Here is a 21,288-nt window from a genome sequence, read left to right as displayed (position 1 = left end):
ATTCAGTGGCTGGAGACCACTGAGAGACGACGGGACGCACTGTAAGGAAGCGCCGACGACAACCCTTGATTCGCTGCGAGGTCTCGGGGGGAGGGCGAGCATGGAGACCGAGTCGGAACCGTATGTCCGCCTTGCGTCCCTGCGGCAGCTGCACCAGGTCATGGCCGACATGAACACGGCACGCAGCCTGGCGGACACGCTGCAGACGGTCGCCGACGGCGCGGTCAGCGCTCTCGGGTACGAGCTTGCGTGCGTCAACCTCGTGCGCCCCGACGGGGATCTCGTCATCGCCGCCTTCTCCGGCAACTCCGCCGCCGAGGCCCTGATCACCGGCCGGGTCGGCTCCCGCGACTCCTGGGACCGGCGGCTGAGCATGGGCGAACAGTGGGGTGACCTCGTGTTCATACCCCACACCGAGGGCTGGGTGCTGGACGACGACGACGTCCCGCAGTGGTACACCGACGGTCCGGCCCCGCGCTTCGAGGACGAGTGGCATCCCTCCGACCGCCTCTTCGCCCCGATGTACACGCCCGGGGCACAGGGCGGCGGCTCCTCCGGCGAGCTGCTCGGCGTCATATCCGTCGACCGGCCGCGCAACGGCCGGCACCCCGGCGCCTGGGGCCGCGAGGCCCTGCAGATGTACGCCTTCCAGGCCGCCATCGCGATCAGCAACGCGCGTCTGCGTTCCAACATGCAGCGCGCCCTGGTCCGGCTCGAGCGCGAGCAGCAGGCGCTCAGGGCCAGCGAGGAGAGCTTCCGGCAGGCCTTCGAGTACGCGCCCTCCGGCATGGCCATCGCCGAGATGGGCGGCGACCAGCACGGCCGCATCCTGCGCACCAACGACGCCCTGTGCCGGCTGCTCGGCCGCCCCGCCTCCGCGATGCGCCGCTACTCCTTCTCCGACCTGGTCCACCCCGAGGACATCGGCACGCTGCTCCGGACGTCCGCCGAGGGCGGCCGGGCCGAGCTCCGCCTGGGCCGCCGCGACGGCAGCTACGTCTGGGTGAGCCTGCGCAACAGCGTGGTCGCCGACGCCGCCGACGGGCCTCGCTTCCTGCTGACCCATGTCGAGGACATCGAGGAGCGGAAGCGCCGCGAGCTGCAGCTCGCCCACCGCGCCTCCCACGACTCCCTCACCGGCCTGCCGAACTCCGCCGAGCTGCGCTCCCGGCTCTCCGCGCGCCTGTGTCACCGCCCGTCGCACGCCGGGGCCCTGGAGTCCCTGGACGCGGCCTACGGCCACCCCGCCTTCGACGCCCCGCCCGGGCACGGCTTCGACTTCGCGCAGAGCGTGGAGGCGTTCGACGGCTACGACCACCATGTCCACACCGTCGCCCCCGAGGACGGCCACGACGACGGCACCAAGGGCCTCGCGGTCCTCTTCTGCGACCTGGACGGGTTCAAGTCGATCAACGACAGGTTCGGCCACAACGCGGGCGACGCGGTGCTCATCGAGGTCGCCCGGCGGCTGACCCGCGGAGTGCGTGACGGTGACACGGTCGCCCGGCTCGGCGGCGACGAGTTCGTGATCCTCGCCGACGGCCTCGGCAAGGCGGACGCCCAGGACCTCGCCGTACGTCTGCGCAACGAGATCATCCAGCCCATCCGCGCCGAGGACCGGGCCGTCCGGGTGGGCGCGAGTTTCGGTATCGGCTGGGCGCACTGCGGCATGACGGCGGACGAAGTGCTGAAGTCCGCCGACGAACGGATGTACGTAGAGAAAAGATCTCGTCCCAAACAGCACCGGCGTGCCGGATGAATCGCAGGTCAGTGAGCTGATGCGATACGAGTCACCCGTTTGGCCCAGTCGGAGCGGGTAGGCTCGCCATTCCACACCCGTATCGCATCCACCCGCACCTGTTGAGGAGTACCAAGGGATGACGCCCGGCGACAACGGCGCGAGCACGCCCGAGGACGACGACCCGTTCGGCTACCTGTACGCCGACGGCCAGGCCCGAGGAGCCCAGCCGCCGTCGGGTGGTTACGGCTATCCGAACTCGGTCAGCAGAGTGCGTACGGTCGGCGAGCGCCAGTACGCCCAGCCGCAGGCCCCCTACGGCCAGCAGCAGCCCACGGTCCCGCAGCAGGGTGCCTACGGCCGGCCGAACGCCCACTACCAGGCCCCGGAGACGCTGCCCGGCGGCGCTCCGACGAGCAGGCACTCCATGCCGCCCGGCGGTGGCGGCGGCCGCCGCGGCCCGAACACCAAGGGCCTGCTGATCGGCGCGATCGCGGTGGTCGCCGCGGTCGTCATCGGCATCGGTGTGGCGATGATCAACGGCAACACGGACGACGACAAGTCCGGCAACCAGGCGGACGCCTCCCCGGCCCAGTCCCAGAGCAGCGGGCCCAGCCCGTCGAACAGCGCCTCGGCACCGGCCGGCGAACTGCCGAAGACGGACGCCGCCGCCCTCCAGCTCGCCGGCACCGCCGCCAAGGCCTCGGACGTCAAGGGCGCCCAGGCGGCGGGCGGCACCTACGTGGGCGGCCTGAACAGCGTCGGGTCCTCCGTCACCTGGACCTTCGACAACGTTCCCGAGCAGGGCGCCTACACCCTCTTCGCGCACTTCAGCGTGGTCGGCGAGGACCAGGCGATGACGGTGACCATCAACGGCAAGCCGTTCGCCACCAAGATGCCGCTGAAGAACTACACGCACACCAACGACGGCGACTTCTCCAAGGGCTGGACCACGACCTTCGTGTGGCCCACCCTCGACAAGGGCCACAACACGGTGTCCATCTCCTGCCAGCCCGGCGACAAGTGCGACGCCCTGCTGGACCAGCTCTGGATCAAGAAGGGCCAGGTCAAGAGCTGACCGCTCACGCCGCGCTGACCACCCCGGTCACCGCGACCCGCTCCAGCAGTTCCTCGTAGGTCCCGGGGTCGAACTCGCCCGCGCCGGGCGCCCGTACCGTCGCCGCCGAGAGGGCCGCCGCGCGGGCCAGGCGGGACGGCCAGGGGAGTCGTTCCACGAGGCCCGACAGCAGGGCCGCCACCGCCGAGTCGCCCGCGCCGGTCGGGTTGCCGTGGATGCGTGCGGGTGGGGTGGCGCGCCAGCGGCCCTCGGGGGTGGCCGCGAGCAGGCCCTCCGGGCCGAGGGAGGCGACCACCGCTTGGGCGCCGCGCCGGCGGGCGTCCTGGGTGGCGCGCAACGGCTCGTGCGAGCCGGTGAGTTCGGCCAGTTCCTCGGAGTTCGGCTTGATGATGTCGGGGCGGGCCGCCACCCCGCGGCGCAGCGGTTCCCCGCCGGTGTCCAGCAGCACGGGGACACCGTGGGCGCGGGCCGCGCGTATCAGCCCCGCGTACGCGCCCACCGGCACGCCCGGGGGAAGGCTGCCGGACAGCGCCACCGCCGAGGCTCCGCCGAGCAGTTGCGCGTACCGGTCCTGGAAGGCGCCCCACTCGGCCGGGGATATCTGCGGGCCCGGTTCGTTGAGCTGCGTGGTGTCGCCGGTCCGCTCGTCGACGACGGCGACGGTGCGCCGGGTGGCCCCGACGATCGGCACCAGCGCGTCCGTCACCCCGGGTGTGTCCGCGAGGTGTTCGCGCAGCACCCGGCCGGTGGCGCCGCCCGCGAAGCCGGTGGCCGTCACCTCGTGGCCGAGGGCGGCCAGCACCCGGGCCACGTTCACGCCCTTGCCGCCTGGCCGTTCGAGGACCTGGGAGACCCGGTGCGAGGTGTGCGGCCGCAGCGACCTCACGCGGTAGGTGATGTCGAGAGCGGTGTTCAGCGTGACCGTGAGGATCACCGGGTCCGACCTCCCTCGAAGTCCGTCGCGCCATCGGTTTGCGGGGACCTGATCATGCCAAAGAGACGGCGGCCGGCCCAGTGCGCGGGTCGGTCACCGTCTCTCGACGCCGGGACGGATCAGGGCAGTTGGGGCGCGACGACCCATTGTCCCTGGCGCAGCACGCCCTTGAGGTCGAAGTCCGCGCCCAGCAGCACCAGGTCGGCGTCCTTGCCGGGCTCCAGGGAGCCGATGCGGTCGGACAGGCCCAGCAGGCGGGCCGGGTTGACGGACAGGGCGGTGACGGCGTCCCGCACCGTCAGCCCGTCGACCGTCACGGCCCGCTTGAACGCGCGGTCCAGGGTCAGCGTGGAGCCGGCGATCGAACCGCCGTGCACCAGCCGTGCCACGCCCTCGCTGACCTCGACCTCCAGCGGGCCGAGCATGTAGCGGCCGTCGCCGATTCCGGCCGCGTCCATCGCGTCGGTGATGAACGCGACCCGGTCGGCGCCCGCGTGATGGAACGCCAGCTCCAGCGCGGCAGGGTGCAGATGGGTCCCGTCGTTGATCAGCTCGACGGTGACCCGCTCGTCCTCCAGCAGGGCGGCGATCGGGCCGGGGGAGCGGTGGCCCAGGGCGGGCATGGCGTTGAAGAGGTGAGTGGCGACCGTGGCGCCCGCGTCGACGGCCGCGACCGTCTGCTCGTAGGTGGCGTCCGTGTGCCCGACCGCCGCGATCACCCCGTGCTCGGCGAGCAGCCGCACCGAGTCGATACCGCCCGGCAGTTCCGTGGCGAGCGTGACCATCCTCGCCCGGCCGCGCCCGGCGTCGATCAGCTTGCGCACCTCGGCCGGCTCCGGGTCGCGCAGCAGTTCCTCGGAGTGCGCGCCCTTGCGGCACGGCGAGATGAACGGCCCCTCGAAGTGGATGCCCGCGATGTCGCCCTGCTCGGCCAGCTCGCTCAGCAGCCCGGCCTGCCGGACCAGCAGGTCCATCTCGTCGGTGACGGTGGAGGCGACCAGCGTGGTGGTGCCGTGCCGCCGGTGGGTGCGGACGGCGGTGAGGATCTCCTCGGCCGAGCCGGAGAAGGACGCCCCGCCGCCGCCGTGGTTGTGGATGTCCACGAACCCCGGGACCAGCCAGTGACCGCTGACGTCGATCACCTCGGCACCGGCCGGGGCCGTGGCGCCCCCGGTGTCCGGCGCGCCTGCCGCGGTGATCCTGGTGCCCTCCACGGTCACCTGCCCGTCGTCCACCACCCCGGTGGGCAGCACCACCCGAGCACCTGCGAGAACCAAGCTGGGAGCCATCAGGCGGTTACCTCCGAGGGGTCGGTCGTGGGGTCGGTGGAGTCGAGGAGATCCCGGGCGAGAAGCCCCGCGCCCAGGCAGCCGGCGGTGTCGCCGAGGGCGGCGGGGACGATGGACGGCAGTTTCTGGAAGGTGACCCGGCGCCGGACGGCGTCCCGCAGCGGCTGGAACAACACTTCCCCCGCCTCGGCCAGGCCGCCACCGATGATCAGCGTGCGCGGGTCCAGCAGGGTGAGCGCGGTGACCAGCCCGTCGGCGAGCGCGTCCACCGCCTGCTGCCACACCCGGACGGCGTTCGGGTCACCGGACGCGACGGCCTTGGCGCAGTCGGCCGCGTCCGCCTCCGGGTCCCCGCAGGCCGCTGCCCATGCCTCGCTGACGGCGGACGCGGAGGCGTACCGCTCCAGGCAGCCGTGCTGCCCGCAGGGACACGGGGCGCCGCCGGGACGTACGACGATGTGCCCGATCTCGCCGGCGAAGCCGTGCGCGCCCGCCTCCACCCGGCCGTCCACGCCGATGGCGCCGGCGATCCCGGTGCCCAGCGGCACGAACAGGAACCGGTCGGCGCCCCTGCCCGCGCCGATCCGCCCTTCTGCGAGCCCGCCGGTGCGCACGTCGTGGCCGAGCGCCACCGGGACGCCGAGCCGCTCGGCGAGCAGGGCGCGCAGCGGGACGTCCCGCCAGCCGAGGTTGGCGGCGTACACGGCGATCCCGTGCTCGTCGTCGACGATGCCGGGGACCGCGATGCCGGCCGCCGCGGCAGGCTCGCCGTAGGTCTCGGTGCCGTACGCGCGCAGTTCGGCGGCGAAGCCGAGGATCGTCTCGACCACCGCGTCCGGCCCGCGCTCGCGTCCCGTCGCCCGGCGGGCGCGGTGCAGCAGCTCGCCGTCGTCTCCGACGAGGGCGGCCTTCATCCCGGTACCGCCGACGTCCAGGGCGATGACATGTCTCACGGGAGACAGTGTGGCCCCCTGACCCACAAGAGGTCTAGTCCACTCACGTGGTGTAGACCTTATGTGTCCACATATTGAACGGTCAGACAGCAGGGTTGGGGCTTTGAGGGTGCGTCGGCGTACGGCAGGAACGATCGCGGTTGTGTCCGCACTGGGCATGACGGCGGTCCTCGGCGGCTGTGGGAGCACGGACTCCGACGTGACCCTCAGACTCGTCGCGGCCGACTACGGTGACTCGGCGGCGAACGGCTCCAAGAAGTACTGGGACGGGCTGGCCGAGGAGTACGAGGCCGAGCACGGGGTGAAGGTCGAGGTCAGCGTCTACTCCTGGAACGACGTCGACCGCAAGGTCAAGGAGATGGTCGACGCCGGGCACGCCCCCGACCTGGCCCAGATCGGCGCCTACGCCGACTACGCGGCCGCGGGCAAGCTGTACCAGGCCTCCGACCTGCTCTCCATCCGCACCCAGGCCGACTTCCCCTCCGCGCTCTCCGACGCCGGCCAGTGGAAGCACGTGCAGTACGGCATCCCCTTCGCGGCCTCCACCCGGGTGCTCTTCTACAACAAGACCCTGTTCAGCCAGGCCGGCATCACCCCGCCCACCACCTGGGACGAGCTGGCGGCCGACGCCCGCGCGCTCAAGGACAAGGGTGTGAAGTACCCCTACGCGCTGCCGCTCGGTCCCGAGGAGGCCCAGGCCGAGACCATGCAGTGGCTGCTGGGCGGCGGTGACGGCTACACCGACGACATCGGTGCCTACAGCATCGACTCCGCGAAGAACGTGGAGACCTTCACCTGGCTCAAGGACGAGCTGGTCGGCAAGGGCCTGACCGGTCCGGTCGCCCCCGGCAAGCTGAACCGCGCGGACGCCTTCGCCGCCTTCGCCGACGGCCAGGTCGGCATGCTCAACGGCCACCCCACGCTGATCCAGCAGGCCGCCAAGAAGGGCGTGAAGTTCGGCACGGTCCCGATGCCGGGCCGCACCGGCCGGGCCAAGGCGTCGATGGGTGTCGCGGACTGGATGATGGGCTTCAGGCAGAACGGGCACGCCCGCGAGATCGGCGACTTCCTCGACTTCGTCTACGAGAAGAAGAACGTCCTCGCCTTCTCCCGCGAGTACGGGCTGCTGCCGGTCACCGACTCCGCGTCCAGCGCCATGTCCGACTCGGACGCGGCCGGCGACAAGGTCCTGCGCCCCTTCCTCGACGAGCTTCCGCTCTCCCAGCTCTACCCGGTCGGCAAGACCTCGTGGGCCTCGGTCAGCGCGGCCGTGAAGAAGGACATCGGCCAGGCGGTCACCCCCGGCGCCAGCCCCGCCGACGTGCTGTCCCGGCTGCAGTCCACCGCGTCGGCCGCGGACAGCGCGGACGTGAACTGAGGCAGGCTGTCGGTGCCCGGCGCTACGGTTGCCCCCATGGAGGAACTGGGCAGCCGCGAACAGGCGATCCTCGCGCTGGAACGCCGGGGCTTCACCGGCCCCGGCGCGAAGGAACGGGCCATCCGCGAGGAGCTGGGTCTCGCCCCGGTGCGCTACTACCAGCTCCTCAACGCCCTCCTGGACGACGCCCGGGCGCTCGCCGCGGACCCGGTCACGGTCAACCGGCTGCGCCGGGTGCGGGAGGCCCGCCGCGCGGAGCGCTGAGTTCCCGGCTCGGCCGGGGGAAACGGTCCAGGAGTGACCAGGGCCCGCGCCGGATACTGTCCCTGTATGGACCTCCTGCCGACCCCGGCGACCCAGGCCGGCCGCGACGGACTGCACGCGCTGCTGGCCAAGCCCCGCGCGGCGGTGATCGGACTCGACTTCGACGGCACCCTCGCCCCGATCGTCGCCGACCCCGAGCAGGCCCGCGCCCACCCCGACGCCGTTCCCGCGCTGGCCGGGCTCGCCCCCGAGGTGGCCTCCGTCGCCGTGGTCACCGGCCGGCCCGCCGAGGTCGCGGTGCGGTACGGCGGCTTCGCGGACGTGCCCGGCCTGGAACACCTCACCGTCCTCGGCCACTACGGCGCCGAGCGCTGGGACGCCGCGACCGGCGAGGTCACCGCGCCGGCGCCGCACCCCGGTGTGGCCGCGGTCCGCGCCGAACTGCCCGGTCTGCTGGAGCGCGTCGGCGCCGGGCACGGCACCTGGACCGAGGACAAGGGCCGGGCCGTCGCCGTGCACACCCGCCGCGCCGACGACCCCCAAGCCGCCTTCGAGGCCCTGCGCGGCCCCCTCACCGAACTCGCCGCCCGGCACGGCCTGATCGTCGAACCCGGCCGGCTGGTCCTGGAACTGCGCCCGCCCGGCATGGACAAGGGCGTCGCCCTCCTCGACCACGTCCGCCGTACCGCCGCCGGGTCCGTCCTCTACGCGGGCGACGACCTCGGCGACCTGCCCGCCTTCGCGGCCGTCGGGGAACTCCGCTCCGAGGGCGTCCCCGGCCTGCTGGTCTGCAGCGGCAGCACCGAGGTCACCGAACTGGCCGAACGGGCGGACCTGGTGGTCGACGGCCCGGAGGGCGTCGTCGCGCTCCTGCGCGCGCTGGCGGCGCGGCTCGGCTGACCCGGACCACCGGGCCGACGGCCCTCAGCCGGTCAGCGCGCCGAGCTGGTCCAGGAACCACTGCGCCGGCGGCAGCGCGGTGGCGGCGGCGGCCAGCCGCTTGGACCGCTCCGCCCGCTCGCCCTGGGGCATGCTCAGCGCGGCGTGCAGCGCGTCCGCCGTCCCCACGACGTCGTACGGGTTGACCACGATCGCGTCCTCGCCCAGCTCCTCGTACGCCCCGGCCTCCCGCGACAGCACCAGCGCGCACCCCTCGTCGGAGACGACCGGCACCTCCTTGGCGACCAGGTTCATGCCGTCCCGGATCGGGTTGACCAGGGCCACGTCCGCGAGCCGGTAGGCGGCCAGCGAGCGGGCGAAGTCGTCCTTGACGTGCAGCACCACCGGCGTCCAGCCGGGCGTCCCGTAACGGGAGTTGATCTCGTCGGCGACCCGCCGCACCTCGGCCGTGTAGGCGCGGTAGACCGCGAGGTCCTGCCGTGAGGGGTAGGCGAACGCGATGTGCACGACCCGCTCGCGCCACTCGGGGCGGTCGTCCAGAAGCTGCCGGTACGCCAGCAGCCCGCGCACGATGTTCTTGGACAGCTCGGTGCGGTCCACCCGGACGATGGTCCGGCGCCCCTCGCCGATCTCCGCGCGCAGGGCCGTCATCCGCTCGTCCACGTCCGGCCGGTGCGCCCGCTCGCGCAGGAAGTCCGCGTCCGCGCCGAGCCCGTGCACCCCGATCCGGGTCCCGGACGGGATGCCGGGGCCGAGCACCGCGTGGCAGCAGTCCGTGAACGCGTCCGCCCAGCGCTTGGTCAGGAACGCCGCCCGGTCCGCGCCGAGGATGCCGGTCAGCAGCTCGGCGGCGATGTCGTCGGGCAGCAGCCGGAAGTAGTCCGGCGGCGCCCACGGGGTGTGCGAGAAGTGGCCGATGCGGAGATCCGGCCGGAGCTGCCGGAGCATCCGCGGGGCGAGGGCCAGGTGGTAGTCCTGGATGACCACCGCGGCTCCCTCGGCCGCCTCCTGCGCCAGCGCCTGTGCGAACGCCCGGTTGTACGCCTGGTACGAGGCCCACTGGCGGCGGAACTCCGCGTCGAGGACCGGCTCCAGCGGGGTCTGGTACAGCATGTGGTGGACGAACCAGAGCACCGAGTTGGCGATGCCGTTGTAGGCGTCGGCGAACACGGTCGCGTCGATGTCGAGCATCCGCACCCGCTGCTCGCCGGTGTCCTCCGCCGGCAGCAGACCCCCGCCCGCCCGCCGTACCGCCTCCCGGTCGCCGTCGCCGAGCGCGGCGCAGACCCACACCGCGTTGTGGTCCGGCCCGATGGCCGACAGCCCCGAGACCAGCCCTCCCCCGCCGCGTCTGGCGCTCAGCGAGCCGTCCTCGAGCACCTCGTACGAAACCGGGCCGCGGTTGGACGCGACCAGCACCTCAGCACCCTGCGTGGAAGCCATGATTCTCAACCTAGCCCGGCCCGGAAACGCTCAAACGTACGCTCCGCCCCGGAAGGGCGCTGTATACAGCCGTTCTTCCGCGTTCACCGCGCCGCTCAGGCCACCTTGCGGTGCGCGTACTCCGCGATCTCCACCATCGGCGGCCGCTCCTCGGTGTCCACCGAGTAGGTGCGCGGCTCGAACCCGTCCTCGCCGCGCTCGAACTGGGTGAGCGAGGGCCTCACGAGGTGGCCGCGGGCCAGCCGGAGCTGGGCGGTGCGGTAGATCGCCGCGGCCATCCGGCCGAGCGCCTGCCCGTCCTGGTGCCGGTGCCTGCGCACCCCGACGTCCACCTGGGCCAGCGCGTCCAGCCCCACCATGTGCAGCGCGTCCACCAGCATGCCCAGCTCCACGCCGTAGCCCACCGGGAACGGGAGCTGCTCCAGCAGCGAGCGGCGGCCCGCGTACTCCCCGCCCAGCGGCTGCACGAAGCCGGCGAGCTGCGGCCAGTGCATGTTCAGCAGCGGGCGGGCCATCAGCTCGGTGACCCGGCCGCCCTGCCCTGCGGCGGCCGTGCCGGAGGCGCGCCCGTCGGGCACGGTGAGCGGGCGGTCGTACATCGCCTTGACCAGGTCGACGTCCGGGTCGGTGAGCAGCGGGCCGACGATGCCGAGGACGAAGTCGGAGGAGAACTCCCTCAGGTCGGCGTCGATGAAGCAGACGATGTCCCCGCTCGTCGCCAGCAGCGAGCGCCACAGCACCTCGCCCTTGCCGGGGACGGCCGGTATGCGCGGCAGGACGCTGTCGCGGTGCACCACCCGGGCGCCGGCCGCGGCGGCGACCTCCGCGGTGCGGTCGGTGGAGCCGGAGTCGACGACGACGATCTCGTCGACCAGCGGAGTCTGCCGCATGAGGTCGTGACGGATGACGGCGACGATGTCGCCGACCGTCTCCTCCTCGTTCAGCGCGGGCAGGACGACGGAGACGGACTGCCCGGTGCGCTGCTTGGCGGCCAGGACTCCGTGCAACGGGCGGTCGGCCACGGACCAGGAGCGGGTGGCCAGCCAGCGCTCGACTTCTTCCAGCACGGTCTGCGGCTCCTCACTGTCGTGATCACACCTGTTGAGGGGGGTGATGCATCTCGCGGTTCGGACGACTATCTCAACTGTCCCGGCCGTCGGTTACAGTCTTGAACAACGCCGATGACCATCGCATGTCGGGGGTCGCCCGGCGTTCACAACCGAATACCGCTCATCCAGAGGGGCAGAGGGACACGGCCCGATGAAGCCCCGGCAACCCCCCTGAGCCGCACTCGTTTCGCGCGAGGCTCCCGGCCAGGGAAGGTGCCAAATCCGTCTCACGGCGAGATGCGTCGTGAGGAAGATGAGGAGAAAGGGCCTCGCCTCCATGGCTGTGCAGACAGTTGCAAGCACCAGCAATCCCGCCGTCGATCTCGGCCCCGCCGCTGCCCTGAGCTGTCGCGAATGCGGCCACCGGGTACCCCTCGGACCGGTCTTCGCGTGCGAGGAGTGTTTCGGCCCGCTGGAGATCGCCTACGACTTCTCCGCCTACGACACCGAAGAGCTGCGCCGGCGCATCGAGGCGGGCCCCGCGAACATCTGGCGCTACGCACCCCTGCTGCCCGTCCCCGCGGACGTGGCCGAGAAGCCGAACATCAACCCCGGCTGGACCAAGCTCGTCAAGGCCGACAACCTGGCCGGCGAGCTGGGCGTCCCCGGCGGGCTGTACGTCAAGGACGACTCCGGCAACCCGACGCACTCCTTCAAGGACCGCGTCGTCGCCCAGGCCCTGGAGGCCGCCCGCGCCTTCGGCTTCACCACCCTGTCCTGCTCCTCCACCGGCAACCTCGCCGGTGCCGTCGGCGCCGCCGCCGCCCGGGCCGGCTTCCGCTCCTGCGTGTTCATCCCCCACGACCTGGAGCAGGGCAAGGTCGTCATGGCCGCGGTCTACGGCGGCGAGCTCGTCGGGATCGAGGGCAACTACGACGACGTGAACCGCTTCTGCTCCGAGCTGATCGGCGACCCGGCCGGCGAGGGCTGGGGCTTCGTCAACGTCAACCTGCGGCCGTACTACGCCGAGGGCTCCAAGACGCTGGCGTACGAGATCTGCGAGCAGCTCGGCTGGCGGCTGCCGGACCAGATCGTGGTCCCGATCGCCTCCGGCTCCCAGCTCACGAAGATCGACAAGGGTCTGCAGGAGCTGATCAAGCTCGGCCTGGTCGAGGACAGGCCGTACAAGATCTTCGGCGCCCAGGCCGAGGGCTGCTCGCCGGTGTCGACCGCGTACAAGGCGGGCCACGACGTCGTGCGGCCGCAGAAGCCGAACACCATCGCCAAGTCCCTCGCCATCGGCAACCCGGCCGACGGGCCGTACGTCCTGGACATCGCGCGCCGCACCGGCGGAGCGGTGGAGGACGTGACGGACGAGGAGGTCGTGGACGCGATCAAGCTGCTGGCCCGGACCGAGGGCATCTTCGCGGAGACGGCGGGCGGGGTGACCGTCGGCGTCACCCGCAAGCTGCTCAAGGAAGGCGTGCTGGACCCGGCGAAGACCACCGTCGTCCTCAACACCGGCGACGGCCTCAAGACCCTCGACGCGGTGGCCGGCACCGGCCTCACCGCCACCATCCGCCCGAACCTGGACTCCTTCCGAGAGGCTGGCCTCGCATGAGCGTGACCGTTCGCATCCCCACCATCCTGCGCACCTACACCGGCGGGCAGGCCGAGGTCGCCGCCGAGGGCGCGAACCTCGCCGAGGTCATCGAGAACCTGGAGAAGAACCACACCGGGATCGCCGCGCGGGTGCTGGACGACCAGGGCAAGCTGCGCCGCTTCGTCAACGTGTACGTCAACGACGACGATGTCCGTTTCGAGCAGGGCCTGCAGACCGCGACTCCGGACGGCGCCGGTGTCTCCATCATTCCGGCCGTCGCCGGCGGCTGACAGAATGACCGATCATTACCTTCGGTAACGCCGGTTACCGATTGTTCATTGAATGGCCTCCCCCGTGCGAGAAACGGAGGGGGCCATTCTGCGTGATTGAGCGCGGTAGAGTTGGGGAAGCCGCTCCCGGACCATGGGTCAGGAGCCTTGGATTCACCGCGGTGCACCCGACAAGAAATAGCCAAAGTGTGGGTGCTTTCTGCGGCTTTTGCGCATTTTATGGGGCCCGATTTGCCCTGAATTCGGGCGAATTCACGCTACATTCCGGACCGTTCGCGTCCATATTTCTCGTCCGATTGACCTGTTGCAGACGGCAGTTGGGCAGATACATTCAGCGGCGGTCGACGCGTTCCGGCGCACGCCCCCGGCCAATGGGGGGTGAGGTCTGACCCGGGTCCGCGAAGTGTGGATCTGTGCAAGGGCCAGTAATAGGGGAGTTAGGCATGGCTCAGGGCACCGTCAAGTGGTTCAACGCGGAGAAGGGGTACGGCTTCATCGCGGTCGACGGTGGTGCGGACGTATTCGTCCACTACAGCGCCATTCAGATGGACGGCTACCGCACCCTGGAAGAGGGTCAGCGGGTGGAGTTCGAGATCTCGCAGGGCCAGAAGGGCCCGCAGGCCGACATGGTTCGCCTCAGCGCCTGAACGTTTCTTGCACGAAGGGCCCGCACCTCGCACAGGGTGCGGGCCCTTCGCTGTGCCCGTGCCCCCGTTCGCGGGTGGCTGACGGGGGCGCCCGTACCCCGGGAGGCGCTTGCACTCGACCATGCCGAGTGCTAATCATTGCGTTAGCACTCTGAAGGTGAGAGTGACAGTGAGGACCGGGTCGGTGAGGCCCGCAGGCCAAGTGGGGCAAGGAACCACGGGGCCGGCGAGCCGTCCGTCGCGGGCGCGGGCGCGGTCCGAAGGAATCACCCCCAGTCCTGGAGGGACCACTTCACATGGCCAAGATCATCGCGTTCGACGAGGAGGCGCGGCGCGGCCTCGAGCGCGGCATGAACCAGCTCGCGGACGCCGTCAAGGTGACGCTCGGCCCCAAGGGCCGCAACGTCGTCCTCGAGAAGAAGTGGGGTGCCCCCACGATCACCAACGATGGTGTCTCCATCGCCAAGGAGATCGAGCTCGAGGACCCGTACGAGAAGATCGGCGCCGAGCTGGTCAAGGAAGTCGCCAAGAAGACGGACGACGTCGCCGGTGACGGTACGACCACCGCGACCGTGCTCGCCCAGGCCCTGGTCAAGGAAGGCCTGCGCAACGTCGCCGCCGGTGCCAACCCGATGGCCCTGAAGCGCGGTATCGAGAAGGCCGTCGAGGCCGTCTCCGCCGCCCTGCTGGAGCAGGCGAAGGACGTCGAGACCAAGGAGCAGATCGCCTCCACCGCGTCCATCTCCGCCGCCGACACCCAGATCGGCGAGCTCATCGCCGAGGCCATGGACAAGGTCGGCAAGGAAGGCGTCATCACCGTCGAGGAGAGCAACACCTTCGGCCTCGAGCTCGAGCTCACCGAGGGCATGCGCTTCGACAAGGGCTACATCTCCGCCTACTTCGCGACCGACATGGAGCGCATGGAGGCGTCGCTCGAGGACCCGTACATCCTCATCGCCAACTCCAAGATCGGCTCGGTCAAGGACCTGCTCCCGCTGCTGGAGAAGGTCATGCAGTCGGGCAAGCCGCTGCTGATCATCGCCGAGGACGTCGAGGGCGAGGCCCTGTCGACCCTGGTGGTCAACAAGATCCGCGGCACCTTCAAGTCCGTCGCCGTCAAGGCCCCGGGCTTCGGCGACCGCCGCAAGGCCATGCTCGGCGACATCGCCATCCTCACGGGCGGCGAGGTCATCTCCGAGGAGGTCGGCCTCAAGCTGGAGAACGCGACCCTGGACCTCCTGGGCCGCGCCCGCAAGGTCGTCATCACCAAGGACGAGACCACCATCGTCGACGGTGCCGGCTCCTCGGAGCAGGTCAACGGCCGCGTGAACCAGATCCGCGCCGAGATCGAGAACAGCGACTCGGACTACGACCGCGAGAAGCTGCAGGAGCGCCTGGCGAAGCTCGCCGGCGGTGTCGCGGTCATCAAGGCCGGTGCCGCCACCGAGGTGGAGCTCAAGGAGCGCAAGCACCGCATCGAGGACGCCGTCCGCAACGCGAAGGCCGCCGTCGAGGAGGGCATCGTCGCCGGTGGTGGCGTGGCCCTGCTGCAGGCCTCCCAGGTCTTCGAGAAGCTGGAGCTCGAGGGTGACGAGGCGACCGGCGCCCAGGCCGTGAAGCTCGCGCTCGAGGCCCCGCTGAAGCAGATCGCCGTCAACGCCGGCCTCGAGGGCGGTGTCGTGGTGGAGAAGGTGCGCAACCTGACCCCGGGCCACGGCCTGAACGCCGCGACCGGCGAGTACGTCGACCTGGTCGCCGAGGGCATCATCGACCCGGCGAAGGTGACCCGTTCCGCGCTGCAGAACGCTGCCTCCATCGCCGCGCTGTTCCTCACCACCGAGGCCGTCATCGCCGACAAGCCGGAGAAGGCCGCCGCGGCCGCTCCGGGCGGCATGCCGGGCGGTGACATGGACTTCTGATCCCGCGCGGATCGGCCTGTCCTTTCCGAGGGCGGCACTTCCTGCCAGTGGCAGGGGGTGCCGCCCTCGGGCGTGTCCGGGATCACAGCGCTCACCGACCGCAAGCGGAATGTGGGACAGGCCCTGGGAGGTTGCTTAAGGAGCTGCAACAATGCGTGCGCACATACCCGTCGGTATACCCAGTAGTCCCCGAGGAGCCCCCACGTGACCGTCACGCCGCCCCCCGCCTCCCGCGCGGCCCAGATCCTCTCCCGCCCGATCACGCTGGGCGGCCTCACCGTCCCCAACCGCATCGTGATGGCGCCGATGACCCGGATGTTCTCCCCGGGCGGCATCCCCGGCGAGGACGTGGTGTCGTACTACGCCCGGCGCGCCGCCGCCGGCGTCGGCCTGATCGTCACCGAGGGCACCTACGTGGGCCACGAGTCGGCCGGCGGCAGCAGCCGCGTGCCCCGGTTCCACGGCGAGGAGCAGCTCGCCGGCTGGGCGAAGGTCGTCGAGGCCGTGCACGAGGCGGGCGGCACCATCGTGCCGCAGCTCTGGCACATCGGCACGGTCCGCAAGCAGGGCCAGAACCCCAACCCGGACGCCCCCTCCCACGGCCCCTCCGGGCTGCGCGTGGACGGCACCGAGGACGCCACGCCCATGACCCAGGACGACATCGACGCCGTCATCGGCGCCTTCGCCCAGGCCGCGGCCGACGCCGAGCGCATCGGCTTCGACGGCGTGGAGCTGCACGGCGCCCACGGCTACCTGCTCGACCAGTTCCTGTGGGAGGGCACCAACCGCCGCACCGACGCCTACGGCGGCGACCCGGTCGCCCGCACCACCTTCGCCGCGCAGATCGTGGCGGCCGTCCGCGCCGCCGTCTCCCCGGACTTCCCGGTCATCTTCCGCTTCTCGCAGTGGAAGCAGGAGGCCTACGACGCCCGTCTCGCCGAGACCCCCGAGGAGCTGGAGGCGATCCTCGCCCCGCTCGTCGCCGCCGGCGTCGACGTCTTCCACGCCTCCACCCGCCGCTACTGGCTCCCCGAGTTCGAGGGCTCCGACCTGAACCTCGCGGGCTGGACGAAGAAGCTCACCGGCAAGCCGGTCATCAGCGTCGGCTCGGTCGGCCTCGACGGCGACTTCATCAGCGCCTTCCAGGGCGAGGGCTCCCCGGTCAAGGGCATCGACAACCTGCTGGACCGGCTGGAGGCCGAGGAGTTCGACATGGTCGCCGTCGGCCGCGCCCTGCTCCAGGACCCCGAGTGGGCGGCCAAGGTGCTCGGCGACCGCTTCGACGAGCTGAAGCCGTACGACGCGGCGGCGCTGCAGACCCTCAGCTGACGTGTGCGGGGACGTCTAGAGGTTGCCCATCGGCTCGATGTCGACCTGGACGGGCGTCCCCCACACCCGCAGCACCTCGTAGTCGGTGAACTCGTGCACCAGCCGGTACGCCATCGCCGGCCGGGACCCGCGCCGCTGGGCGGCGAGATACGCCTCGGCCTCCCGCCGGTCCCGCCGGGGCGTCCCGCAGAGCTGCCACTCCCGGCCGTTCCACGCCTCCGGCAGCCACCGCTGCTGGGGCTGGGGGCGGTCGGCGCGGACGCCGTAGCGCGAGGTCGCGCCGGCGGGCGCCTCCCCGGCCTGCGCCCGGCCCCCGCTCTGGTACTCCGAGCGCCGGGCGGCCCTTCTGCGGGTCTCGCACAGCAGACACAGATCGGGCGCGCTCTTGTCGACGGGCCCGTGCGGATGCTCGGGACACCGGGTGCTGGGCGCCCCCGCCCCCACGGTCTCGTCCAGCAGGTCGAGGGCGCGCCGCAGATCGGCCTTGACCTCGTGCAGCCGGGCGTCCGGGGTGTCGGCGGACAGGGTCTCCCCGTGCTCCCCGAGCAGCCTGAGGGCACGTCCGAGGGCGGTGAGCTGGGCGTGGTTCATGTCGGTCCGCGCAGTCCTTCGGCTTCTTCCGGGTCCAGGGTGGTGCCGGCCGGGGCCGGCAGTTCGACGGTAACGCCCCGGCGGCAGCGGCACGCCCTCTCCGGAGCGCCGGTCAGGTGGCCTTCGCCCCCAGGGCCGCGCGCAGATGGCCGCCGGAGTCCCCCAGGCGGCGGGCGGCCTCGTCGCCGTCGACACCGGCGAGGACGATCAGGATCGCGTTCTTCACCTCGCCGCCCGCCTCGGTGAGCGCCCGCTCGATCTCCTCGTCGGGGGCCCCGGTGGCCAGGGACACGATGCGGCGGGAGCGGGCCCGCAGCTTGGCGTTGGAGGCCCGGACGTCGACCATCAGGTTCCCGTACGTCTTGCCCAGCCGGATCATCGTGATCGTCGACAGCATGTTGAGTACCAGTTTCTGGGCCGTGCCGGCCTTCAACCGGGTGGACCCGGTGAGCAGTTCGGGCCCGACGACGACCTCGATGCCGTGCTCGGCGGCGGCCGCGAGCGGGCTGTGCTCGTTGCAGGACAGGCCGACGGTCAGGGCGCCGAGCGCGCGGGCGTGCTCGACGGCGCCGACGGCGTACGGGGTGCGGCCGGAGGCGGAGACGCCGACCACCGTGTCCTCGGGCCGGACCTTCACCGCGTCCAGGTCCTCGCGGGCCAGTTCCGCGGAGTCCTCGGCGCCCTCGACCGAGGTGACCATCGCCCCGGGGCCGCCCGCGATCAGGCCGGCGACCTGACCGGGCTCGGTGTTGAAGGTGGGCGGGCACTCGGAGGCGTCGAGGACGCCGAGCCGCCCGGCGGTGCCCGCGCCGGCGTAGACCAGGCGTCCGCCGCGGGCCATGCGCTCGGCCACGGCGTCGATCGCGGCGGCGATCTGCGGCAGGCGCGCCGCGACGGCGGCGGGCACGCCCGCGTCCTCGCCGTTCATGAGGCGTGCGATGTCGAGGGTGGGCAGCCGGTCGATCTCCGCGAGTTCCGGCCGGAAGGCTTCGGTGGTGAGGGACTCCAGCTCGTTGCGCAGGTCATGGGAGGTCATGGGGGGTGGCTCTCTCCGATTCGCGTGCTTGCACTCACCTGGGGGTGGAGCGGTGCCGGTGCGCCAGCGCCTCGTAGGACGCGGCCAGCGCGGGCGCCGCACTCTCGTACGTCCGCTGTGCCACCCCGACGAACAGGCAGTCCACCACCAGCAGCTGACTCGTCCGGGAGGACATCGCGGCGGGCCGCAGCTCCGTCTCCCGTGACGTGGACGTCGTCAGCACGTGGTCGGCGTACTGCGTCACCGGCGAGTCGGGCCTGCCGGTGATGGCGACGGTGGTCGCTCCGCGGTCGAACGCGACCCGGAGCGGCTCGATGACGTCGCCGGTGGAACCCGAGTGGGTGATGGCGATCGCCACATCACCCGAGCGCAACTGCACCGCGTTGGTCACGGCGAGATGCGGATCGCTGTGCGCGTGGGCTATGAGCCCTATCCGCAGCAGCTTCTGGGTGAGGTCCTGGGCGACCAGACCGGAGGCGCCGATCCCGTACACGTCCGTGCGGCGGGCGCCCGCCAGCGCGGTGACGGCCGCGCCGAGCTGCGCGGTGTCGAGTCCGGCGGCGGTGTCGGCGAGGGTCTGCTGCTCCTCGTAGGCGAGCTTGGTCACGACGTCGGCGATGGGGTCGTCCACCGCGATGTCCGTCGTGATCGCCGGCGCGCGGCCCGACTGCTGCTGGGCGGCGAGGCCGGCGAGAGCGAGGCGCAGATCCCGGTAGCCGGGATAGCCGAGCAGGCGGGCGGTGCGGACGACCGTCGCCTCGCTGGTGCCGGTCAGTTCGGCGAGGCCGGTGACCGTGAGGGCGGCGCAGCCGGCCGGGTCGCCCGCGACGGCCTCGGCGACGCGCTGCATGGAACGGGTCATCGAGGGGGCGAGGGTGCGCACCTTCGCGGCGAGGGAGCCGCCCGGACTGCCGAAAATTTCCTTCACGTCCTGGGTCACCAATGAAAGATATTTTCGGTTCGGTTCCGCGGTCAAGAGTGCGCACAATGGGACCATGGAGTCGTTCACCCCGCTCGAGCAGGCACTGCACGCCGCCCGCGCCCTGGTGCTCGCCGACCTGATCGCGGGCCGGGTCGCCGAGGCCGACGTGGTCTCACTGGTGGAGGACTCCGTCGCCGAACGGCGCTGGTGGGTCGAGCAGTGGCCGGACGGCGCGCCCTTCCTGCCCGGGCTGGTCGCGCAGGACGTCCAGGACGCGCTGCTGGAGCGGTACGGCCGCTGGCCGTTGTGCCCGGTGTGCGGCACGGGCGACCCGCACGCCCTGGACGTGGAGCCGGAACTGGGGCCCGACCCGCACTGGGTGTGCCACAAGGCGGGCGTGCAGGTCGCGTCGGTGGGGTCGCTGGGGCAGGCCATGGGCGGGACGCGGTCCTCGTGAGGCGCCCGTGACCGTCTACATCGACCCGCCTGCCTGGCCCGGCCACGGCCGCATGTGGTCGCACCTGGTGAGCGACGCTTCCTACGACGAACTGCACCGGTTCGCCGACGCGTTGGGCGTGCCCCGGCGGGCCTTCGAGCGCGACCACTACGACCTTCCGTCGCACCGGTACGCGGACGCGGTGGCCGCCGGGGCGGTGCAGGTCAGCAGCCGCGAGGTGGTGCGGCTGCTGCGTGCGTCCGGGCTGCGCCGGCCCAAGAGGTCCGCTCAGCGGCGCAGTTCGTAGGCCAGTTCCGCGCCGCTGCCGTCCTCCTCGCTCACCCGCGTGAAGCCGGCCCGGGTCAGTACGGCCTGGGAGGCGGTGTTCTCCCGCTCGACGGTCGCGAACAGGGCGCCGACGTCGTCCCGGGCCAGCGCCCAGTCCGCCAGCGCGCGCACGGCCTCGGTGGCGTAGCCCTGCCCGCGGGCGCCCTCCACCAGGTCGTAACCGATCTCCACCCGGCAGTCCTCGTCCGGCGCGCTGTGGAAGCCGATGCCGCCGACCGCGCGGCCGTCCTCCTTCCGTACGAGGGCGAAGACCCCGAACTCAGGCCGGTGCGTGCCCCCTTCGTAGGCCTTCACCAGGAGGCCGGCGGCCTCCCGGGTGCCCTCGTAGGGGCCGCCCTCGATCCAGTCCAGGCCTCCGCCGCCGCCCAGCCGGAGATCCCGTGCGACGGCCGGCCGCAGCCCGACCAGTTCGAGCCGCTCGGCGGGGACGACGAGGTTGTTGCGCCAGCGCCACTCGGTGACCGGCGCCCGCCCCGGCAGCTCACCCCGGCCGGTCGCCCACAGCAGGGTCGGCCACGCCGCGGGACCGGGCTGCACGTGCGGGAAGAGCCAGTCGAGCACGGCCTCGGCGAGACCCTCTTGCGGCACGTATTCGATGCCGAGCGCCTGGGTGACGTCATGCGTGTGCAGCACCACCTCGGCGACACCCATCGCGGCGAAGCCCTCGCGGTCGGCGCTGCGGAAGGGGTAGGGGTGGAAGGCGCGGGCGTGCGGCGGGGTGGTGTGGACGGCGGCGGCGAGCAGCACACCGGTCGCCCGCACGACCTCCAGCAGGCCGGCGTTGTCGGTGCCCTCGTCGAGCTTGATTTCGAACGGGACGTAGGCGTCCCGCGGCCTTCCGGCCAACTGCCCGGCGTAGGCGATCAGATCACTCGCGATGTGCTCCACGGTCTCCCGGCAGCTCCACTCCAGCCCGGCGCCCCGCACCCCCTCCCAGTCCCGCCCCACCACAGGCCCCAGCACCGCGAGGCACCCCTCGACGGCCTTCATCACGTCATCCCCGTTTATAGGTCGCATGGGGCGAACCCTAGAGGGGCTGTCCTCGGGGGGCGACGGTATTTCCGGCATCGCGGGCGCGGGACGGCGCCCCATCTCATCTGCCTGACACCTCAGTCGACCCTCGCCTTACCGCATCTTGACC

General features: G+C 71.9%; 21 protein-coding genes and 1 riboswitch. Of the genes, 12 read left to right on the top strand and 9 right to left on the bottom strand.

Features of this window, described 5'->3' with window-relative positions:
- The first annotated feature begins 100 nt into the window (after window positions 1-100).
- Together cdgB and ACZ6B1_RS17295 are read left to right on the top strand one after the other, a co-directional pair.
- On the top strand, window positions 101-1,759 hold the full coding sequence (cdgB, locus tag ACZ6B1_RS17300; protein ID WP_468779179.1) for a diguanylate cyclase CdgB: 1,659 nt from the start codon (window positions 101-103) through the stop codon (window positions 1,757-1,759).
- 118 nt (window positions 1,760-1,877) lie between these two features.
- Window positions 1,878-2,816, top strand: coding sequence for a carbohydrate-binding protein (locus tag ACZ6B1_RS17295; protein WP_468779177.1), 939 nt, complete (start codon window positions 1,878-1,880; stop codon window positions 2,814-2,816).
- A gap of 4 nt (window positions 2,817-2,820) precedes the next feature.
- On the opposite strand, the gene ACZ6B1_RS17290 is transcribed toward ACZ6B1_RS17295, so the two are convergent.
- From ACZ6B1_RS17290 to ACZ6B1_RS17280, 3 genes are all read right to left on the bottom strand, one after another.
- A complete protein-coding gene (locus ACZ6B1_RS17290) occupies window positions 2,821-3,750 on the bottom strand; it encodes a 1-phosphofructokinase family hexose kinase (RefSeq protein WP_468779175.1) in 930 nt (309 codons plus the stop codon).
- A 119-nt stretch (window positions 3,751-3,869) separates the two neighbouring features.
- The gene (gene nagA, locus ACZ6B1_RS17285; RefSeq protein WP_468779174.1) at window positions 3,870-5,039 is read right to left on the bottom strand and encodes an N-acetylglucosamine-6-phosphate deacetylase; all 1,170 of its coding nucleotides are present in this window, start codon (window positions 5,037-5,039) and stop codon (window positions 3,870-3,872) included.
- Complete coding sequence (locus ACZ6B1_RS17280; RefSeq protein ID WP_468779172.1) at window positions 5,039-5,992, bottom strand: ROK family protein; 954 nt, start codon at window positions 5,990-5,992, stop codon at window positions 5,039-5,041. Before ACZ6B1_RS17280 ends, nagA begins: the two co-directional genes overlap by 1 nt.
- 109 nt (window positions 5,993-6,101) lie before the next feature.
- Here ACZ6B1_RS17280 and ACZ6B1_RS17275 point away from each other — a divergent pair, with 109 nt between their 5' ends.
- The 3 genes from ACZ6B1_RS17275 to otsB all read left to right on the top strand — a co-directional run bounded on the left by ACZ6B1_RS17275 (window position 6,102) and on the right by otsB (window position 8,534).
- Window positions 6,102-7,370, top strand: a complete 1,269-nt coding sequence (locus tag ACZ6B1_RS17275) for an extracellular solute-binding protein (RefSeq protein WP_468779401.1) — start codon at window positions 6,102-6,104, stop codon at window positions 7,368-7,370.
- 36 nt (window positions 7,371-7,406) lie between these two features.
- The gene (locus tag ACZ6B1_RS17270) at window positions 7,407-7,634 is read left to right on the top strand and encodes a DUF3263 domain-containing protein (protein WP_468779170.1); all 228 of its coding nucleotides are present in this window, start codon (window positions 7,407-7,409) and stop codon (window positions 7,632-7,634) included.
- Between the two features lie 66 nt (window positions 7,635-7,700).
- Window positions 7,701-8,534, top strand: coding sequence for a trehalose-phosphatase (otsB, locus tag ACZ6B1_RS17265; protein ID WP_468779168.1), 834 nt, complete (start codon window positions 7,701-7,703; stop codon window positions 8,532-8,534).
- A 24-nt stretch (window positions 8,535-8,558) separates the two neighbouring features.
- Here otsB and ACZ6B1_RS17260 read toward each other — a convergent pair whose 3' ends face one another.
- Together ACZ6B1_RS17260 and ACZ6B1_RS17255 are read right to left on the bottom strand one after the other, a co-directional pair.
- The gene (locus ACZ6B1_RS17260; protein WP_468779166.1) at window positions 8,559-9,977 is read right to left on the bottom strand and encodes an alpha,alpha-trehalose-phosphate synthase (UDP-forming); all 1,419 of its coding nucleotides are present in this window, start codon (window positions 9,975-9,977) and stop codon (window positions 8,559-8,561) included.
- A gap of 95 nt (window positions 9,978-10,072) precedes the next feature.
- Window positions 10,073-11,044 (bottom strand): glucosyl-3-phosphoglycerate synthase, encoded by a 972-nt coding sequence (locus tag ACZ6B1_RS17255; protein WP_468779164.1) that lies wholly within the window; start codon window positions 11,042-11,044, stop codon window positions 10,073-10,075.
- Between the two features lie 160 nt (window positions 11,045-11,204).
- Window positions 11,205-11,346: riboswitch (SAM riboswitch) on the top strand.
- Window positions 11,347-11,363: 17 nt separating this feature from the next.
- Between ACZ6B1_RS17255 and thrC the strand changes: the two genes are divergently transcribed.
- The 5 genes from thrC to ACZ6B1_RS17230 all read left to right on the top strand — a co-directional run bounded on the left by thrC (window position 11,364) and on the right by ACZ6B1_RS17230 (window position 16,814).
- Complete coding sequence (thrC, locus tag ACZ6B1_RS17250; protein WP_468779162.1) at window positions 11,364-12,647, top strand: threonine synthase; 1,284 nt, start codon at window positions 11,364-11,366, stop codon at window positions 12,645-12,647.
- Window positions 12,644-12,919, top strand: coding sequence for a MoaD/ThiS family protein (locus ACZ6B1_RS17245; RefSeq protein ID WP_468779160.1), 276 nt, complete (start codon window positions 12,644-12,646; stop codon window positions 12,917-12,919). The genes thrC and ACZ6B1_RS17245 overlap by 4 nt, the downstream gene beginning before the upstream one ends.
- Window positions 12,920-13,362: 443 nt before the next feature.
- Window positions 13,363-13,566: a cold-shock protein gene (locus ACZ6B1_RS17240; protein ID WP_004929928.1), complete on the top strand. Its 204-nt coding sequence runs from the start codon at window positions 13,363-13,365 to the stop codon at window positions 13,564-13,566.
- A gap of 296 nt (window positions 13,567-13,862) precedes the next feature.
- Window positions 13,863-15,485, top strand: a complete 1,623-nt coding sequence (gene groL / locus ACZ6B1_RS17235) for a chaperonin GroEL (RefSeq protein ID WP_143630975.1) — start codon at window positions 13,863-13,865, stop codon at window positions 15,483-15,485.
- Between the two features lie 204 nt (window positions 15,486-15,689).
- Window positions 15,690-16,814: an NADH:flavin oxidoreductase gene (locus ACZ6B1_RS17230; protein WP_468779158.1), complete on the top strand. Its 1,125-nt coding sequence runs from the start codon at window positions 15,690-15,692 to the stop codon at window positions 16,812-16,814.
- Between the two features lie 15 nt (window positions 16,815-16,829).
- Here the strand turns inward: ACZ6B1_RS17230 and ACZ6B1_RS17225 are convergent, their stop codons facing one another.
- From ACZ6B1_RS17225 to ACZ6B1_RS17215, 3 genes are all read right to left on the bottom strand, one after another.
- Entirely contained in the window at window positions 16,830-17,405 is a 576-nt protein-coding gene (locus ACZ6B1_RS17225; RefSeq protein WP_468779156.1) for a hypothetical protein, read from the bottom strand.
- Window positions 17,406-17,517: 112 nt separating this feature from the next.
- Window positions 17,518-18,441: an N-acetylmuramic acid 6-phosphate etherase gene (murQ, locus tag ACZ6B1_RS17220; protein WP_468779154.1), complete on the bottom strand. Its 924-nt coding sequence runs from the start codon at window positions 18,439-18,441 to the stop codon at window positions 17,518-17,520.
- Between the two features lie 34 nt (window positions 18,442-18,475).
- Entirely contained in the window at window positions 18,476-19,381 is a 906-nt protein-coding gene (locus ACZ6B1_RS17215; protein ID WP_390054380.1) for a MurR/RpiR family transcriptional regulator, read from the bottom strand.
- 55 nt (window positions 19,382-19,436) lie between these two features.
- Between ACZ6B1_RS17215 and ACZ6B1_RS17210 the strand changes: the two genes are divergently transcribed.
- Both ACZ6B1_RS17210 and ACZ6B1_RS17205 read left to right on the top strand, forming a co-directional pair.
- Complete coding sequence (locus ACZ6B1_RS17210) at window positions 19,437-19,820, top strand: hypothetical protein (protein ID WP_468779152.1); 384 nt, start codon at window positions 19,437-19,439, stop codon at window positions 19,818-19,820.
- 7 nt (window positions 19,821-19,827) lie between these two features.
- Window positions 19,828-20,106 carry a DUF4031 domain-containing protein gene (locus tag ACZ6B1_RS17205; protein ID WP_468779150.1) on the top strand — a complete coding sequence of 93 codons (279 nt, stop codon included), beginning with the start codon at window positions 19,828-19,830 and terminating at the stop codon, window positions 20,104-20,106.
- On the opposite strand, the gene ACZ6B1_RS17200 is transcribed toward ACZ6B1_RS17205, so the two are convergent.
- Window positions 20,088-21,164 (bottom strand): GNAT family N-acetyltransferase, encoded by a 1,077-nt coding sequence (locus tag ACZ6B1_RS17200; protein WP_468779148.1) that lies wholly within the window; start codon window positions 21,162-21,164, stop codon window positions 20,088-20,090. The two genes, ACZ6B1_RS17205 and ACZ6B1_RS17200, sit on opposite strands and share 19 nt — an antisense overlap.
- Window positions 21,165-21,288 lie beyond the last annotated feature (124 nt).

This window comes from Streptomyces sp. NPDC041129 (assembly GCF_055592265.1).
The sequence above is the reverse complement of the archived record's forward strand: the minus strand, read 5'-3'. Positions and strand labels throughout refer to the sequence as shown.

What these genes read in the sequence shown, in the direction of transcription:
- ACZ6B1_RS17210 (WP_468779152.1), top strand. Translation starts at nt 19,437, where the DNA reads ATGGAGTCGTTCACCCCGCTCGAGCAGGCACTGCACGCCGCCCGCGCC.
- ACZ6B1_RS17225 (WP_468779156.1), bottom strand. Translation starts at nt 17,405, where the DNA reads ATGAACCACGCCCAGCTCACCGCCCTCGGACGTGCCCTCAGGCTGCTC.
- otsB (WP_468779168.1), top strand. Translation starts at nt 7,701, where the DNA reads ATGGACCTCCTGCCGACCCCGGCGACCCAGGCCGGCCGCGACGGACTG.
- ACZ6B1_RS17295 (WP_468779177.1), top strand. Translation starts at nt 1,878, where the DNA reads ATGACGCCCGGCGACAACGGCGCGAGCACGCCCGAGGACGACGACCCG.
- groL (WP_143630975.1), top strand. Translation starts at nt 13,863, where the DNA reads ATGGCCAAGATCATCGCGTTCGACGAGGAGGCGCGGCGCGGCCTCGAG.
- ACZ6B1_RS17270 (WP_468779170.1), top strand. Translation starts at nt 7,407, where the DNA reads ATGGAGGAACTGGGCAGCCGCGAACAGGCGATCCTCGCGCTGGAACGC.
- ACZ6B1_RS17240 (WP_004929928.1), top strand. Translation starts at nt 13,363, where the DNA reads ATGGCTCAGGGCACCGTCAAGTGGTTCAACGCGGAGAAGGGGTACGGC.
- ACZ6B1_RS17200 (WP_468779148.1), bottom strand. Translation starts at nt 21,164, where the DNA reads ATGCGACCTATAAACGGGGATGACGTGATGAAGGCCGTCGAGGGGTGC.
- murQ (WP_468779154.1), bottom strand. Translation starts at nt 18,441, where the DNA reads ATGACCTCCCATGACCTGCGCAACGAGCTGGAGTCCCTCACCACCGAA.
- ACZ6B1_RS17245 (WP_468779160.1), top strand. Translation starts at nt 12,644, where the DNA reads ATGAGCGTGACCGTTCGCATCCCCACCATCCTGCGCACCTACACCGGC.
- ACZ6B1_RS17260 (WP_468779166.1), bottom strand. Translation starts at nt 9,977, where the DNA reads ATGGCTTCCACGCAGGGTGCTGAGGTGCTGGTCGCGTCCAACCGCGGC.
- cdgB (WP_468779179.1), top strand. Translation starts at nt 101, where the DNA reads ATGGAGACCGAGTCGGAACCGTATGTCCGCCTTGCGTCCCTGCGGCAG.
- thrC (WP_468779162.1), top strand. Translation starts at nt 11,364, where the DNA reads ATGGCTGTGCAGACAGTTGCAAGCACCAGCAATCCCGCCGTCGATCTC.
- nagA (WP_468779174.1), bottom strand. Translation starts at nt 5,039, where the DNA reads ATGGCTCCCAGCTTGGTTCTCGCAGGTGCTCGGGTGGTGCTGCCCACC.